The 13315-nt window shown below is 63.7% G+C and carries 14 protein-coding genes; 8 read left to right on the top strand and 6 right to left on the bottom strand.

Annotated elements, in window-relative coordinates:
* Positions 1–36: 36 nt before the first annotated feature.
* The 5 genes from AC1RGE_RS22675 to AC1RGE_RS22655 form a co-directional block, all read right to left on the bottom strand.
* Positions 37–867: an AraC family transcriptional regulator gene (locus AC1RGE_RS22675; protein ID WP_492585067.1), complete on the bottom strand. Its 831-nt coding sequence runs from the start codon at positions 865–867 to the stop codon at positions 37–39.
* On the bottom strand, positions 860–1861 hold the full coding sequence (locus tag AC1RGE_RS22670) for a hydrolase (protein WP_019095297.1): 1002 nt from the start codon (positions 1859–1861) through the stop codon (positions 860–862). Before AC1RGE_RS22670 ends, AC1RGE_RS22675 begins: the two co-directional genes overlap by 8 nt.
* Positions 1862–1992: 131 nt before the next feature.
* Complete coding sequence (rsmD, locus tag AC1RGE_RS22665; RefSeq protein WP_492585066.1) at positions 1993–2613, bottom strand: 16S rRNA (guanine(966)-N(2))-methyltransferase RsmD; 621 nt, start codon at positions 2611–2613, stop codon at positions 1993–1995.
* Positions 2613–4103, bottom strand: a complete 1491-nt coding sequence (locus AC1RGE_RS22660) for a M16 family metallopeptidase (RefSeq protein WP_492585064.1) — start codon at positions 4101–4103, stop codon at positions 2613–2615. The genes rsmD and AC1RGE_RS22660 overlap by 1 nt, the downstream gene beginning before the upstream one ends.
* On the bottom strand, positions 4096–5451 hold the full coding sequence (locus AC1RGE_RS22655; RefSeq protein WP_011064032.1) for a M16 family metallopeptidase: 1356 nt from the start codon (positions 5449–5451) through the stop codon (positions 4096–4098). Before AC1RGE_RS22655 ends, AC1RGE_RS22660 begins: the two co-directional genes overlap by 8 nt.
* A 355-nt stretch (positions 5452–5806) precedes the next feature.
* Between AC1RGE_RS22655 and ftsY the strand changes: the two genes are divergently transcribed.
* From ftsY to rpoH, 4 genes are all read left to right on the top strand, one after another.
* Entirely contained in the window at positions 5807–7300 is a 1494-nt protein-coding gene (gene ftsY, locus AC1RGE_RS22650; protein WP_041120261.1) for a signal recognition particle-docking protein FtsY, read from the top strand.
* Positions 7297–7968: a cell division ATP-binding protein FtsE gene (gene ftsE, locus AC1RGE_RS22645; RefSeq protein ID WP_011064030.1), complete on the top strand. Its 672-nt coding sequence runs from the start codon at positions 7297–7299 to the stop codon at positions 7966–7968. The genes ftsY and ftsE overlap by 4 nt, the downstream gene beginning before the upstream one ends.
* Positions 7965–8987 carry a permease-like cell division protein FtsX gene (gene ftsX / locus AC1RGE_RS22640; protein ID WP_015637373.1) on the top strand — a complete coding sequence of 341 codons (1023 nt, stop codon included), beginning with the start codon at positions 7965–7967 and terminating at the stop codon, positions 8985–8987. Before ftsE ends, ftsX begins: the two co-directional genes overlap by 4 nt.
* Before the next feature lie 113 nt (positions 8988–9100).
* Positions 9101–9955: an RNA polymerase sigma factor RpoH gene (gene rpoH, locus AC1RGE_RS22635; protein WP_011064028.1), complete on the top strand. Its 855-nt coding sequence runs from the start codon at positions 9101–9103 to the stop codon at positions 9953–9955.
* Between the two features lie 146 nt (positions 9956–10101).
* Here rpoH and mtgA read toward each other — a convergent pair whose 3' ends face one another.
* Positions 10102–10824, bottom strand: a complete 723-nt coding sequence (gene mtgA / locus AC1RGE_RS22630) for a monofunctional biosynthetic peptidoglycan transglycosylase (RefSeq protein WP_011064027.1) — start codon at positions 10822–10824, stop codon at positions 10102–10104.
* 74 nt (positions 10825–10898) lie between these two features.
* Here mtgA and AC1RGE_RS22625 point away from each other — a divergent pair, with 74 nt between their 5' ends.
* The 4 genes from AC1RGE_RS22625 (at position 10899) to trmB (ending at position 13243) form a co-directional block, all read left to right on the top strand.
* Positions 10899–11279, top strand: coding sequence for a DUF423 domain-containing protein (locus AC1RGE_RS22625; protein WP_011064026.1), 381 nt, complete (start codon positions 10899–10901; stop codon positions 11277–11279).
* A gap of 70 nt (positions 11280–11349) precedes the next feature.
* Entirely contained in the window at positions 11350–11550 is a 201-nt protein-coding gene (gene thiS, locus AC1RGE_RS22620; protein ID WP_011064025.1) for a sulfur carrier protein ThiS, read from the top strand.
* A 163-nt stretch (positions 11551–11713) separates the two neighbouring features.
* The gene (locus tag AC1RGE_RS22615) at positions 11714–12508 is read left to right on the top strand and encodes a thiazole synthase (RefSeq protein WP_011064024.1); all 795 of its coding nucleotides are present in this window, start codon (positions 11714–11716) and stop codon (positions 12506–12508) included.
* Positions 12509–12517: 9 nt separating this feature from the next.
* On the top strand, positions 12518–13243 hold the full coding sequence (gene trmB, locus AC1RGE_RS22610) for a tRNA (guanosine(46)-N7)-methyltransferase TrmB (protein WP_011064023.1): 726 nt from the start codon (positions 12518–12520) through the stop codon (positions 13241–13243).
* Positions 13244–13315: the final 72 nt, after the last annotated feature.

The raw sequence follows: 13315 nt of genomic DNA, 5'->3' as shown, positions 1-13315 counted from the left end.
TGTAGGAGCGAGCTTGCTCGCGAAAGCCGCACCGCCCTACTGCAGAACGGCACTGCGATAAGCCGCCGGCGCTACCCCATACACCTGCTTGAACTGCCGACTGAGGTGACTCTGGTCGGCAAACCCCAGTTGTGTCGCCACTTCCAGGGGCAGGCAGCCATCACGCAGCAAGGCCCGGGCCTTGGCGATGCGCTGTTGCATCAACCAGGTGTGTGGCGGAATCCCCGTAGCCCGGCGAAACACCCGGGCGAAATGGAACGGTGACAGGTTCACCGCTGCTGCCAGTTCCTCCAGTGAAGGCGGCGCCGCCAACTGCGAGCGCAGCAACTCCTTGGCCTGGACGATGGCCCGGTGTTCCTGCCCGGGTTCACCTGGTGCCCGCACTCCGGCGTGCCGTTGCAACAGCAACAGCAGCATTTCTCGCCATTGGGTCTGTTGTTGCAGGGCCGTGGCCGGGCTTTCCAGCAAGTGGTGCAGGCGGGCAAAACCCTGTACCAGGTCCGGATCGCGGTACAAGGTGGCGCCGAAGGCCGGCAGGCTGCCGCTGGGCAGTTCCAGTTCATCCAGCAGGCCGAATATTTGCTGGTTCTCCGGGTAGAAGGCGCGGTACAGCCAGCCGTCTTCCACGCCCTTTGCCCCGGTGTGCAGCTCGTCCGGGTTGATCAGCACCAGGGTGCCGCTGCCCGCCAAATGCTCGGCTCCGCGATAGCGGTAGCGCTGGGCACCGGCCATGATCATGCCGATCACATAGCCCTCATGCACATGGGGCACGAAATGCTGCTCGATGTAACGCGCGGCCAGCAACTCGACCCCGGCCAGGGGCGCACTCTGCCAGAAGCGGATCGATTCCCGGGCTGGCTTATCCATGGCGATCCAGGCCAGCCAACCACTGCGGGATCCGCCGCTCCAGGTAATAGCCGGGGTGTTTCAGGCTGCCGTCGACAAAACCCACATGGCCACCCTTGGCCTGCAGCTCGAACTGGGTGCTGGCGGATAGCTCGCTGGCTTCGGGCAGGCTGTGACGGAATACGAAGGGGTCGTCCGCGGCCTGGATGATCAGGGTCGGGGTACGGATTTGCCCCAGGAAATAGCGGCTGGAGGCGCGGCGGTAATAGTCCTGGGCATCGGCAAAGCCGTGCAGCGGTGCGGTGACCCGGCCGTCGAAGTCCCAGAAGGTGCGCATCTTGGTCAGCGGCCCCAGTTGCGCCAGGGTGGCCAGGCCTTCGTGGCGGCCGTCGTGCTGGAACTGGCGCTGCTTGTCCTTGATGTAGGCCAGCATCTCGCGCATGAAGTGCGCCTGGTAGACCTTGGAAAACCCCTGGCCTATGCGATCGGCGCACTGGTCCAGGCGAAACGGCACCGATACCGCCGTGGCGCCTTGCAACGGGCTGTCGCTGCCGCTTTCCCCTAGGTATTTGAGCAGCACATTGCCCCCCAGGGAGTAGCCCACCGCATAGAGCGGCGCCTGGGGGCGCTTGGCCCGCAGGTGAGCGATGGCTGCAGCCAGGTCTTCGCTGGCCCCGGAGTGGTAGCTGCGGGGCAGCAGGTTGGGCTCGCCGGAACAGCCGCGCCAGTTCAGCGCCGCGCTGGCCCAGCCCCGGGTTGCCAGGGCCTGCTGCAGGCCGGCCACGTAAGGCGAGTTGGAGGAACCGGTCAAACCATGCAGCACCAGCACCAGGGGCGCGTCGGCGCTATGGGGCCCGTGCCAGTCCAGGTCGAGAAAGTCGCCGTCGTCCAGCCACAAGCGTTCGCGCTGGCGCTCAAGATGAGTGGTCGGGCGCCACAGCGGGCCCCACAGGGTCTGCAGGTGCGGGTTGCCAAGGCCGAAGGCGGGGGTGAAGCGATCAGGCGAGTCGGGCACGGGGAGGGTCTCGATGCAGCGGCGCGCAGCCCGGGCGGGCTGCGTACCTTGTTCCGGTCGGCTTGAGAGCCTGACTACGATCTGCTGCGCGGCTCGGGCCTGAGCGTTGCTTGCGAGGTCGTGATCAGGTTCTAGGCGACGTTGTCTGCCATACGTTGCCACAACGAGTAATACACCTGCCCGGATTTTTGTTCACGGTGCAGGCGCCAGCTTCCGGGTAGCCCCAGGGTCGATGGCGCGGTTTCGCTTTCGGTGTAGATCCAGGCGTCGTCCGCCAGCCAGCCGCGCTCTTCCAGCAGGGCGCAGGCGGCGGGCAGCAGGTTCTGATTGAACGGCGGGTCGAGGAAGGCCAGGTCGAACGGCGTGGCCGGCTGGGTTTCCAGGTAGCGCAGGGCGTCGGCGGTCTGGGCCTGGCCGACGGTGCAGCGCAGGGTCCCCAGGTGCTCGCGCAGGCTGGAAATGGCCACGCTGCTGCTGTCCAGGGCCAGGCCCGTGGCGGCGCCACGGGACAGGGCTTCGAGAAACACCGCGCCGCTGCCGGCGAACAGGTCGATGACCTTGGCCCCGGCCACATAGGGCGCCAACCAGTTGAACAGGGTTTCACGCACCCGGTCCGGGGTCGGGCGCAGCCCCGGCAGGTCGGGGACGCTCAGCTTGCGGCTGCGCCATTCGCCGCCAATGATGCGCAACTGGCCCACGCCATTGTGCTGGTTGTGGACGGGTTTCTTGCTGGGACGGGCTGGACGGGCCATTAATGCTCCGGAACCCCGAGCGGCTGCTCGGCGGGTTTGTCAGTGGGGGGCGGCAACGGCTTTTGTGCGACGGTGGGGCCGGCGCTGACGATGACCATCTTGTCGACATTCAGGTGCTTGTTCATGGCGGCCTTGACCTGCTCCACCGTCAGCTCCTGGGATTGACGCATGAAGTCTTCCAGGTAGCTCAACGGCAGGTTGTAGAAACCCATGGCGCCCAGCTGGCCGACGATATCGGCGTTGCTGGCGGTGGACAGCGGGAAGCTGCCAGCCAGTTCACGCTTGGCGTCGTCCAGCTCCTTCTGGGTCGGGCCGTTCTTCAGGTACTCGGCGAACACGTCCTGCACCAGCTTCAGGGTGCCTTCGCTCATTTCCGCGCGGGTCTGCAGGTTGATCATGAACGGGCCGCGGGCCTGCATCGGGGTGAAACCCGAGTAGACGCCGTAGGTCAGGCCGCGCTTCTCGCGCACTTCGCTCATCAGCCGGGTGCCGAAGCCGCCGCCGCCGAGAATCTGGTTGCCCAGGGAGACAGCGGCGTAGTCCGGGTCGTCACGGTCGATGCCCAGTTGCGCCAGCATCAGGCTGGTCTGGCTCGACGGGAACTCGATATGGCCGATGCTGGCCTTGGGTTCGGCAGGTTGCTCGATCTTCGCCAGCGCCGGGCCTTTTGGCAGGGCGGCGGAGACCTGTGCGGCAATCGCCTCGGCATCGCTGCGGGACAGGTCGCCGACCAGGGCGATCACCACGTTGCCTGCGGCATAGGCCTTGGCGTGGAAAGCCTTGAGCTGGGCCAGGGTGATCGGCGGGATGCTCTTGGCATCGCCGTCGCTGGCATGGGCGTAAGGATGGGTGCCATACAGGCGCTTCATCAGCTCCAGGCTGGCCCGCTTGCCGGGGTTCTGCTTCTGGTATTCGAAGCCGGCGAGCAGCTGGTTCTTGATCCGCGCCAGGGAGTCGGCGGGGAAGGTCGGCTTGCCCACCACTTCGGCGAACAGCTTCAGCGCCGGTTCGCGCTTATCCACAGCGCTCAGGCTGCGCAGCGAGGCCACGGCCATGTCCTTGTAGGCGCCGTTGCCGAAATCCGCACCCAGGCCTTCGAAGCCCTGGGCGATGGCGCCTACATCCTTGCCGGCCACGCCTTCGTTGAGCATGGCGTTGGTCAGCAGGGCCACGCCCGGCGCGTTGCCGTCCTGGCTGCTGCCGGCGGCGAAGATCAGGCGCAGGTCGAACATCGGCAGCTCGCGGGCTTCGACGAACAGCACCTTGGCGCCTTCGGCGGTGCTCCAGGTCTGCACATTGAGGTTGCGGTGGCTGGGGGCCTTGCCATCCAGCTCGGCCAGGGATTGGAGCTTCTGGCTGGTCTTGGCGTTGTCCAGGGCCTGGCTGGCATTGGATTCGCCGGAACGCGACAGGTACAGGCCGCCGGCGGTGAGCAGGGCCACCAGGGCCAGGCCCAGCAGGACCGGCGAGGCATTCTTGCGCTTACTCATGAGCGGACTCCTCAGGCAGTACATGGGCCACGCTCATACGTTCCCGGGTGAAATAGGTGCGGGCGGCCTTCTGGATGTCTTCCGGGGTCACGCTTTGCAGTTCCGCAAGCTCGGTGTCCATCAGCTTCCACGACAGGCCGACGGTTTCCAGCTGGCCGATGGCGGTGGCCTGGCTGGTGATGGAGTCACGTTCGTAGACCAGCCCGGCGATCACCTGGGCTCGCACCCGCTCCAGTTCCTCGGCGGATGGCGGGGTGGTCTTCAACTGGTCCAGCAGGCGCCACAGCCCGGCTTCGGCCTGGGCGATGGTTTTCTTCTTCTGGCTGTTGGGGGTGGCCGAAAGCATGAACAGGCTGTCGCCCCGGGTGTAGGCGTCGTAGCTGGTGGAGCCGCCGGACAGCAGCTCTTCGCCGCGCTCCAGCTGGGTCGGGATGCGAGCGCTGTAGCCGCCGTCCAGCAGGGCCGCGGCCAGGCGCAGGGCGTTCACCGCGCGTTTGTCTTCGGCGGTGGCGATGCTCGGCACGTTGAAGGCCAGCATCAGGCTCGGCAGTTGGGTCTTGACGTGCAAGGTGATCAGGCGCTCGCCGGGCTCGGCCAGCTCCATGGGGATCTTCGCCGGTGGCACGTCACGCTTGGGGATCGCGCCGAAGTAGCGTTGGGCCAGGGTTTTCACCTCGTCCGGGGTGACGTCGCCGACCACCACCAGGGTGGCATTGTTCGGCACGTACCAGGCCTGGTACCAGTGGCGCAGTTCCTCGACCTTCATCCGGTTCAGGTCGGCCATCCAGCCGATGGTCGGCGTGTGGTAGCCGCTGGCCGGGTAGGCCATGGCCTTGAAGCGCTCGTAGGCCTTGGACATCGGCTTGTCGTCGGTGCGCAGGCGGCGCTCTTCCTTGATGACCTCGATTTCGCGGCTGAACTCGTCGGCCGGCAGGCGCAAGCTGGCCATGCGGTCGGCTTCCAGCTCCAGGGCCACGCCCAGGCGGTCGCGGGCCAGGACCTGGTAATAGGCCGTGAAGTCGTCGCTGGTGAAGGCGTTCTCTTCGGCGCCCAGGTCCCGCAGGATCAGGGAGGCCTCGCCGGGGCCGACTTTCTCGCTGCCCTTGAACATCATGTGTTCCAGGGCGTGGGACAAACCGGTCTGGCCCGGGGTTTCGTAGCTGGAGCCGACCTTGTACCAGACCTGGGACACCACCACCGGCGCGCGATGATCTTCGCGGACCACGACCTTGAGGCCGTTGTCGAGGGTGAATTCATGGGTGGGTTGAGGGTCGGCAGCCAGGGCTGCAAGGGGCAGACAAACTGTGCTGAGCAGCAGGCCTGCGGCGCGGCGGGCTAGAGCATTCATTCGTTTTTAAACCTGTTGGGCTGCCCGCTTGGTCTTAGCCTGTGCGGGCGAGGAGGTGCTAGGATACTGATCCGTTTTACTGGCGGCCACGCCTATCAGGTCTTCGCGGATCAGCATGTACTTGAGCAGGTTGTATGAGTTACCGGCAAGAAGCCCTGATTTACCAGCTAGACTTCGACTTTTCGCCGATTTTGCCGTTCCAGTCCTTTAGTAAAATCGCTCCTTGAAGTGCTTTTGGGCATTTCGACAACATGTTGCGCGTGAACAAGCTGGATGAAACACAGTCTGTTCTGCATCGAATATTTATTTACCGAGGCGCCCAGTGGCGCATCGCTACCTTGAGATAGCCGTCTCCATGTTTGGTTCCAACGACGACAAAAAGACCCCAGCCGCGGCTGGCGAGAAGAAAGGCCTGTTCGGATGGCTGCGCAAAAAGCCGCAGGAACCCGTCGTCGAACAGCCGCAAGTGCCTGCCGAGCCGGCACCGACCCCGGTCATCGAACCTGCCGCCAGCGTAGCCCCGGCCGAGCCGGTGGTGCTGCCAATGGCCGAGCCGGTGCTGCAACCGCACATCGCGCCTGAACCGGCGGCCCCCGCGGCGCCCGACCTGCCGCTGGCGCCAAGCGCCGAGCACAAGCCCTGGTTGACCCTGCCGGTGGCGGAAGAACCCGTGGCCCTGGTGGAAGACGCCCAGGCCGAGCATGTGGCTCCGCCGATTCCGGCTGTTGCCGTGCACCCTGAGCCGGTGGTCGAAGCCCCGGTGGTTACCCCGGCCCCCGTGGTCGAGGTGCAAGCCCCGGTTGCCCCGGTATTCGTCGCCCCTGAACCTGTTGCTCCTGCTCCTGTAGCCGAGCCGGTTGTGGCGGCGGCAGAGCCCGAGCCTGTGACCGAGCCCGTCCGTCCCGCCGAAGAGAGCAAGATCGGCTTCTTCGCTCGCCTCAAGCAGGGCCTGTCCAAGACCAGCGCCAGCATTGGCGAAGGCATGGCCAGCCTGTTCCTGGGCAAGAAGGCCATCGATGACGAATTGCTGGAAGACCTGGAAACCCGCCTGCTGACCGCAGACGTCGGGGTTGAGGCGACTTCGGTGATCATCCAGAACCTGACCCAGAAGGTGGCACGCAAGCAGCTCACCGACTCCGATGCGCTGTATGCCTCGCTGCAGGCCGAACTCACCAGCATGCTCAAGCCGGTGGAACAACCACTGCAGATCGTCGCCCAGAACAAGCCGTTCGTGATCCTGGTGGTGGGCGTCAACGGCGCCGGCAAGACCACCACCATCGGCAAGCTGGCGAAGAAGCTGCAGTTGGAAGGCAAGAAAGTCATGCTGGCCGCCGGCGACACCTTCCGCGCCGCGGCAGTGGAGCAGCTGCAAGTCTGGGGCGAGCGCAACAAGATCCCGGTCATCGCCCAGCACACCGGTGCCGATTCGGCCTCGGTGATCTTCGATGCGGTGCAAGCGGCCAAGGCCCGTGGCATTGACGTGCTGATCGCCGACACGGCGGGGCGCCTGCACACCAAAGACAACCTGATGGAAGAGCTGAAGAAAGTCCGTCGGGTCATCGGCAAGCTCGATGCCGACGCGCCCCATGAGGTGCTGCTGGTGCTGGACGCCGGTACCGGCCAGAACGCCATCAACCAGGCCAAGCAGTTCAACCAGACGGTGCAGTTGTCCGGCCTGGCCCTGACCAAGCTCGACGGTACCGCCAAGGGGGGAGTGATCTTCGCCCTGGCCAAGCAGTTCGGCCTGCCGATCCGTTATATCGGCGTCGGTGAAGGCATCGACGACTTGCGTACCTTTGAAGCCGAACCCTTTGTCCAGGCACTGTTTGCCGAGCGGGAGCGTTCATGATTCGTTTCGAACAGGTCGGTAAGCGCTACCCCAACGGTCACGTTGGCCTGCATGAGCTGAGCTTTCGCGTGCGTCGCGGCGAATTCCTGTTTGTCACCGGCCATTCCGGCGCCGGTAAGAGCACCTTGCTGCGCCTGCTGCTGGCCATGGAGCGTCCCACCACCGGCAAGCTGCTGCTGGCCGGGCAGGACCTGGGGCAGATCAGCAATGCGCAGATCCCGTTCCTGCGGCGGCAGATCGGCGTGGTGTTCCAGAACCACCAGTTGCTGTTCGACCGCACCGTATTCAACAACGTCGCCCTGCCGCTGCAGATCCTCGGCCTGTCCAAGGCGGAAATCGCCAAGCGGGTGGACTCGGCCCTGGAGCGCGTAGCGCTGTCGGACAAGACCGATCTGTACCCCGGCGACCTGTCCACCGGCCAGCAGCAGCGCGTGGGCATCGCCCGGGCCATCGTCCACCGCCCGGCTCTGCTGCTGGCGGACGAACCCACCGGTAACCTCGACCCGCGTCTTGCGGCGGAAATCATGGGCGTGTTCGAAGACATCAACCGCCTGGGCACCAGCGTACTGATCGCCAGCCACGACCTGGCACTGATCGCCCGCATGCGCCACCGCATGCTGACCTTGCAACGCGGACGCTTGATCGGCGACGGGGAGGCCGGCGTATGAGTGCTACACGTACCCCTAAAGTGGCGGAGCGCGTAGCGCCCAAGGCTTCCGAAGCACCACCGCCGAAGAAAAAGCGTGACGAGGACGACGGCCCGGATTTCGGCACCCTGCTGCACGCCTGGATCGAAAGCCATCGCGCCAGCCTGCTGGACAGCCTGCGGCGCCTGGGCAAACAGCCCATCGGCAGCTTCTTTACCTGCCTGGTGATGGCCGTGGCCTTGAGCCTGCCCATGGGCTTGTCGCTGTTGCTCAATAATGTCGAGCGCCTGGGCGGTTCCTGGCAGCGCGCGGCGCAGATCTCGCTGTACCTGGATCTGGGGGCTTCTGCCACCGAGGGCGAGAAGCTCAGTGAAGAGATCAAGGGCCTGCCCGGTGTGGCGGATGCCGAGTTCATCAGCAAGGAAAAGGCCCTGGAGGAGTTCCAGCAGCAGTCCGGGCTGGGCGAGGCCTTGCGCGAACTGCCTCATAACCCGCTGCCGGGTGTAGTGCTGGTCACACCGAACGAAGTGGACAAGGCGACCCTGGAAGCCCTGCGCCAGCGGTTGTCGGAAATGCCCAAGGTGCAACTGGCGCAACTGGACCTGGTATGGGTCGAGCGGCTGGCGGCGATCCTCAAGCTGGGGGACCGCTTTGTCTTCGGCCTGACGGTGCTGCTGGTTTCTGCATTACTTTTGGTGATAGGCAATACCATTCGTCTTCATATTGAAAACCGCCGCACCGAGATAGAAGTGATTAAACTCGTCGGCGGCACGGACAGTTATGTTCGTCGGCCCTTCCTCTATATGGGGGCGCTGTATGGTTTCGGCGCGGGGATCCTGTCCTGGGGGGTATTGGCGTTTGGCCTGAACTGGCTGAACGATGCGGTAATCGGTCTGGCTGGCTTGTATGGCAGCGATTTTGCCCTCGCGGGGGTGCCGGTTGCCGATGGTCTGTCGCTCTTGCTAGGGGCGGTGCTGTTGGGTTATATCGGTGCGTGGATTGCGGTGGCCCGTCACCTGAGGGAACTGGCACCGAAGTAATATCTTTTTGCTTGTATTGACCTTTCAGCATTTTTGGGAACTTGTTTCGCGGTTTCCGGTCAATTTTCGCAGTGCTGAACGGCACGAGTTATGTGAGTCGGAGGTTTTTTCGTATGACCACTTCTTTGCAACCTGCTTACGCATTGGTTCCAGGCGCAAACCTGGAGGCTTATGTGCACACGGTGAACAGCATTCCATTGCTGACACCCGAGCAGGAGCGTGAACTGGCCGAGAGTCTCTACTATGAGCAGGATCTTGAGGCGGCTCGGCAGATGGTGCTCGCCCACCTGCGTTTTGTCGTACATATCGCCCGTAGCTATTCCGGCTACGGGTTGGCCCAGGCTGACCTGATCCAGGAAGGCAACGTTGGCCTGATGAAAGCCGTGAAGCGCTTCAACCCTGAAATGGGTGTGCGCCTGGTGTCCTTTGCCGTGCACTGGATCAAGGCGGAAATTCACGAGTTCATCCTGCGTAACTGGCGGATTGTGAAGGTTGCTACCACCAAGGCGCAGCGCAAGCTGTTCTTCAACCTGCGCAGCCAGAAGAAGCGTCTGGCCTGGCTGAACAACGAAGAAGTTCACCGCGTGGCGGAAAGCCTGGGCGTGGAGCCTCGTGAAGTGCGGGAAATGGAAAGCCGGCTGACCGGCCAGGACATGGCGTTCGATCCGGCTGCGGAAGCGGACGACGACAGCGCCTTCCAGTCGCCAGCCAACTACCTGGAAGACCACCGCTACGACCCGGCGCTGCAACTTGAGGATGCCGACTGGAGCGACAACTCCACCAGCAACCTGCACGAAGCCCTGGAAGTGCTGGACGAACGCAGCCGTGACATCCTCTACCAGCGCTGGCTGGCCGAAGAGAAAGCCACGCTGCACGACCTGGCGCAGAAGTACAACGTTTCGGCCGAGCGGATTCGCCAGCTGGAAAAAAGCGCGATGAACAAGCTGAAACTGTCCATCGCCGCTTAAGCCTGAAGCGTCATGTAAAACGCCCCGATTACCTCGGGGCGTTTTTGTTTGTGCGGTTGGCGTAGGAGCCGGCTTGCTGGCGAATCCCCAGCCCAGCACCCATCTCGAACATGCTCAAGAAGAACCGGTGCAAAGCCAAATCCGGGTTACTCCGCCCAAGGCGCCCTGCGCGACTCGTTCAGCCGATTCAAGTAATCGGCTCCACCCAACTGGCTCATCTGCCGCCGAACCCAGCCCGCCCGCTGCATCACATAAGTGCTGGGACGTGCTGCGCTCCACACCCTTGGATTGGGCAGGACAGCGGCTAGCAGGCTGGCTTGCTGGCGTGACAGATTGGCCGCGCTGACGCCGAAGTGATGGCGCGCCGCGGCTTCTGCCCCGAACACCCCTTCATCCCATTCGACACTGTTGAGGTAGACCTCAAGAATCCGCTGCTTGGGCCAGAACACTTCGATCAGCGCGGTGAACCAGGCTTCCAGTCCCTTGCGCAGGTAGCTGCGGCCGGACCACAGGAACAGGTTTTTCGACACTTGCTGGCTCAGGGTACTGGCGCCACGGATCGAACCGCCCCTTTCGTTGTGGATCAACGCTGCCTGGATTGCATCGATATCGAAGCCCCAGTGCTCGGGGAATTTCTGATCCTCGCCGGCGATCACCGCCACCTTGAGGTTGTCGGAGATTTCATCCCAAGGCTTCCAGGTGCGCTGCAGGTCGATGGGGTCGTTGTCGACCCAGGACTCGATCTTGCGCTCTACCATCAGGGCGGTGCCCGGTGGCGGTACGAAACGCAACAGCAGCACCAGCAGGACGCTGCCGACCATGAACCACATCAAGGCTTTTACAAGACGACGAAACAGATAACGCAGCATAGAGATGGCTTGGCCGAACCCGTTGAGCGCGCCATTATACAGACCCTTTGTGCTGAATCTGACTGGAGTTCCTCATGTTGCGTGGCTTCCTGATGCTGGCCGCCTTCTTCGGTTTCACCGGGGTTGCCCTTGGCGCTTTCGCCGCCCACGGTCTTAAAAACCGCCTGAGCACGGACTACCTGGCTATTTTTCATACAGGTGTTACCTATCAACTGGTGCATGCCCTGGCGTTGTTCGGCGTCGCCTTGCTGGCGGCTCATATTCCCGGGCGGCTGGTGACCTGGGCCGGCGCTGCCTTCACCCTGGGCATCCTGCTGTTCTCCGGTAGCCTGTACCTGCTGACCCTGACAGGCACCAGCAAGCTGGGGATCATCACCCCCTTCGGCGGTGTGGCCTTCCTGGTCGGCTGGTTCCTGCTGGGGCTTGCCGCCTGGCGCCTGCAAGTTGCCGGCTGACGCTTGTAGCTGACCTTTAGGTCATGATCGGGCTAGAATGCTGGCCCCTAAAAATGATGGCGGCCTTGGCATGCGCATTCAGTTGAACGGTGAATCCTTTGAACTGCCCGACGGCTCGACCGTTGCGGCCCTGCTGAGCCATCTGGAACTCACCGGACGGCGGATCGCGGTGGAACTCAACCTGGATATCGTTCCGCGCAGCCAGCACGCCGAAACCGCCCTCAACGAAGGTGACCAGGTTGAAGTGGTCCACGCCATCGGCGGCGGCTAGTCACTGGCTTCAACAGCGCTGCTGTCCATCTGCGCAGCGCCCTGGCCCGATTCCGGGCCCTTTCATGGACGACATGCTTTCACCGGCCCACGATCGAGGGTTACCAGCGCCCCGGGCCTGATAAAGAATTCTGCAAGAACCTCACCCCAACAGAGGATTTCCGATGAGCAACGTTCGTAGTGACAAGCCTTTCGTCCTGGCCGGTCGGACGTACCAGTCGCGTTTGCTGGTAGGCACCGGCAAGTACCGCGACATGGAAGAAACCCGCCTGGCCATCGAGGCCTCGGGTGCCGAGATCGTGACCGTTGCCGTGCGCCGGACCAATATCGGCCAGAACCCGGGCGAACCGAACCTGCTGGATATCCTGCCGCCGGATCGCTACACCATCCTGCCCAACACCGCCGGCTGCTATGACGCGGTCGAGGCCGTGCGCACCTGCCGCCTGGCCCGTGAGCTGCTTGATGGCCACAACCTGGTGAAGCTGGAAGTCCTGGCCGACCAGAAGACCCTGTTCCCCAACGTGCTGGAAACCCTCAAGGCCGCCGAAGTGCTGGTCAAGGAAGGTTTCGACGTGATGGTCTACACCAGCGACGACCCGATCATCGCCCGCCAGCTGGCGGAAATGGGCTGCATCGCGGTCATGCCGCTGGCCGGCCTGATTGGCACCGGGCTGGGGATCTGCAACCCGTACAACCTGCAGATCATCCTTGAAGAAGCCAAGGTTCCGGTACTGGTGGATGCCGGTGTCGGTACCGCTTCCGACGCCACCATCGCCATGGAACTGGGGTGTGAGGCGGTGCTGATGAACTCGGCCATCGCCCACGCGCAGCAGCCGGTGATGATGGCCGAAGCCATGAAACACGCAATTGTCGCGGGCCGCCTGGCGTACCTCGCCGGTCGCATGCCGAAGAAACTCTATGCCAGCGCCTCTTCGCCGCTGGATGGTCTGATCAAGTAAGAGCCATTGATGACTGAATCAAACGACACGCCAATCCAGCCGGAAGCCGGCGACGAGCGCCAACACCGCCGCATCAAGAGTTTCGTGATGCGCGCCGGGCGCATGACCGAAGGCCAGCAACGCGGCCTGGACCAGGGCGCGCCGCTGTACGTGCTGCCCTTGGCCGACGCCCCGGTGGATTACGACCAGGTGTTCGGCCGTTCGGCACCACGCTCCCTGGAAATCGGCTTCGGCATGGGTCACTCGCTGCTGGAAATGGCGGCGGCGGCTCCGGAACAGGATTTCATCGGCGTTGAGGTTCACCGCCCGGGTGTCGGCGCGCTGCTCAATGGCGTGCTGACCCAGGGCCTGACCAACCTGCGGGTCTACGATTGCGACGCCATCGAGGTGCTCAACCGCTGCATCGCCGACAACAGCCTGGACCGGCTGATGCTGTTCTTCCCCGATCCGTGGCACAAGAGCCGGCACCACAAGCGCCGCATCGTCCAGGCTTCCTTCGCCGAGCTGGTGCGCAGCAAGCTCAAGGTTGGCGGCATTCTGCACATGGCCACCGACTGGGAGCCCTATGCCGAATACATGCTGGAGGTGATGAACGTCGCCCCGGGTTATCGCAACCTGGCCGAAGACGGCAAGTGTGTACCGCGCCCGGCCGAACGCCCGATCACCAAGTTCGAGCGTCGCGGCGAGCGCCTGGGCCACGGCGTGTGGGATTTGAAGTTCGAAAAGCTCGCCTGAGCCCCGCGGACACGCTGCTGTAGGAGCTGCCGGGCGGCGTTCCGCTTGCCAGCGAAGAGGCCTTCAAGGTCG

It is taken from the genome of Pseudomonas sp. GW823-FHT02C05 (genome assembly GCF_058797595.1).
This window is presented reverse-complemented; position numbering and strand designations above follow the sequence as displayed.

Coding starts and splice junctions, on each gene's coding strand:
- AC1RGE_RS22675 (WP_492585067.1), bottom strand. CDS start 867: ATGGATAAGCCAGCCCGGGAATCGATCCGCTTCTGGCAGAGTGCGCCC.
- rsmD (WP_492585066.1), bottom strand. CDS start 2,613: ATGGCCCGTCCAGCCCGTCCCAGCAAGAAACCCGTCCACAACCAGCAC.
- AC1RGE_RS22660 (WP_492585064.1), bottom strand. CDS start 4,103: ATGAGTAAGCGCAAGAATGCCTCGCCGGTCCTGCTGGGCCTGGCCCTG.
- AC1RGE_RS22655 (WP_011064032.1), bottom strand. CDS start 5,451: ATGAATGCTCTAGCCCGCCGCGCCGCAGGCCTGCTGCTCAGCACAGTT.
- ftsY (WP_041120261.1), top strand. CDS start 5,807: ATGTTTGGTTCCAACGACGACAAAAAGACCCCAGCCGCGGCTGGCGAG.
- ftsE (WP_011064030.1), top strand. CDS start 7,297: ATGATTCGTTTCGAACAGGTCGGTAAGCGCTACCCCAACGGTCACGTT.
- ftsX (WP_015637373.1), top strand. CDS start 7,965: ATGAGTGCTACACGTACCCCTAAAGTGGCGGAGCGCGTAGCGCCCAAG.
- rpoH (WP_011064028.1), top strand. CDS start 9,101: ATGACCACTTCTTTGCAACCTGCTTACGCATTGGTTCCAGGCGCAAAC.
- mtgA (WP_011064027.1), bottom strand. CDS start 10,824: ATGCTGCGTTATCTGTTTCGTCGTCTTGTAAAAGCCTTGATGTGGTTC.
- AC1RGE_RS22625 (WP_011064026.1), top strand. CDS start 10,899: ATGTTGCGTGGCTTCCTGATGCTGGCCGCCTTCTTCGGTTTCACCGGG.
- thiS (WP_011064025.1), top strand. CDS start 11,350: ATGCGCATTCAGTTGAACGGTGAATCCTTTGAACTGCCCGACGGCTCG.
- AC1RGE_RS22615 (WP_011064024.1), top strand. CDS start 11,714: ATGAGCAACGTTCGTAGTGACAAGCCTTTCGTCCTGGCCGGTCGGACG.
- trmB (WP_011064023.1), top strand. CDS start 12,518: ATGACTGAATCAAACGACACGCCAATCCAGCCGGAAGCCGGCGACGAG.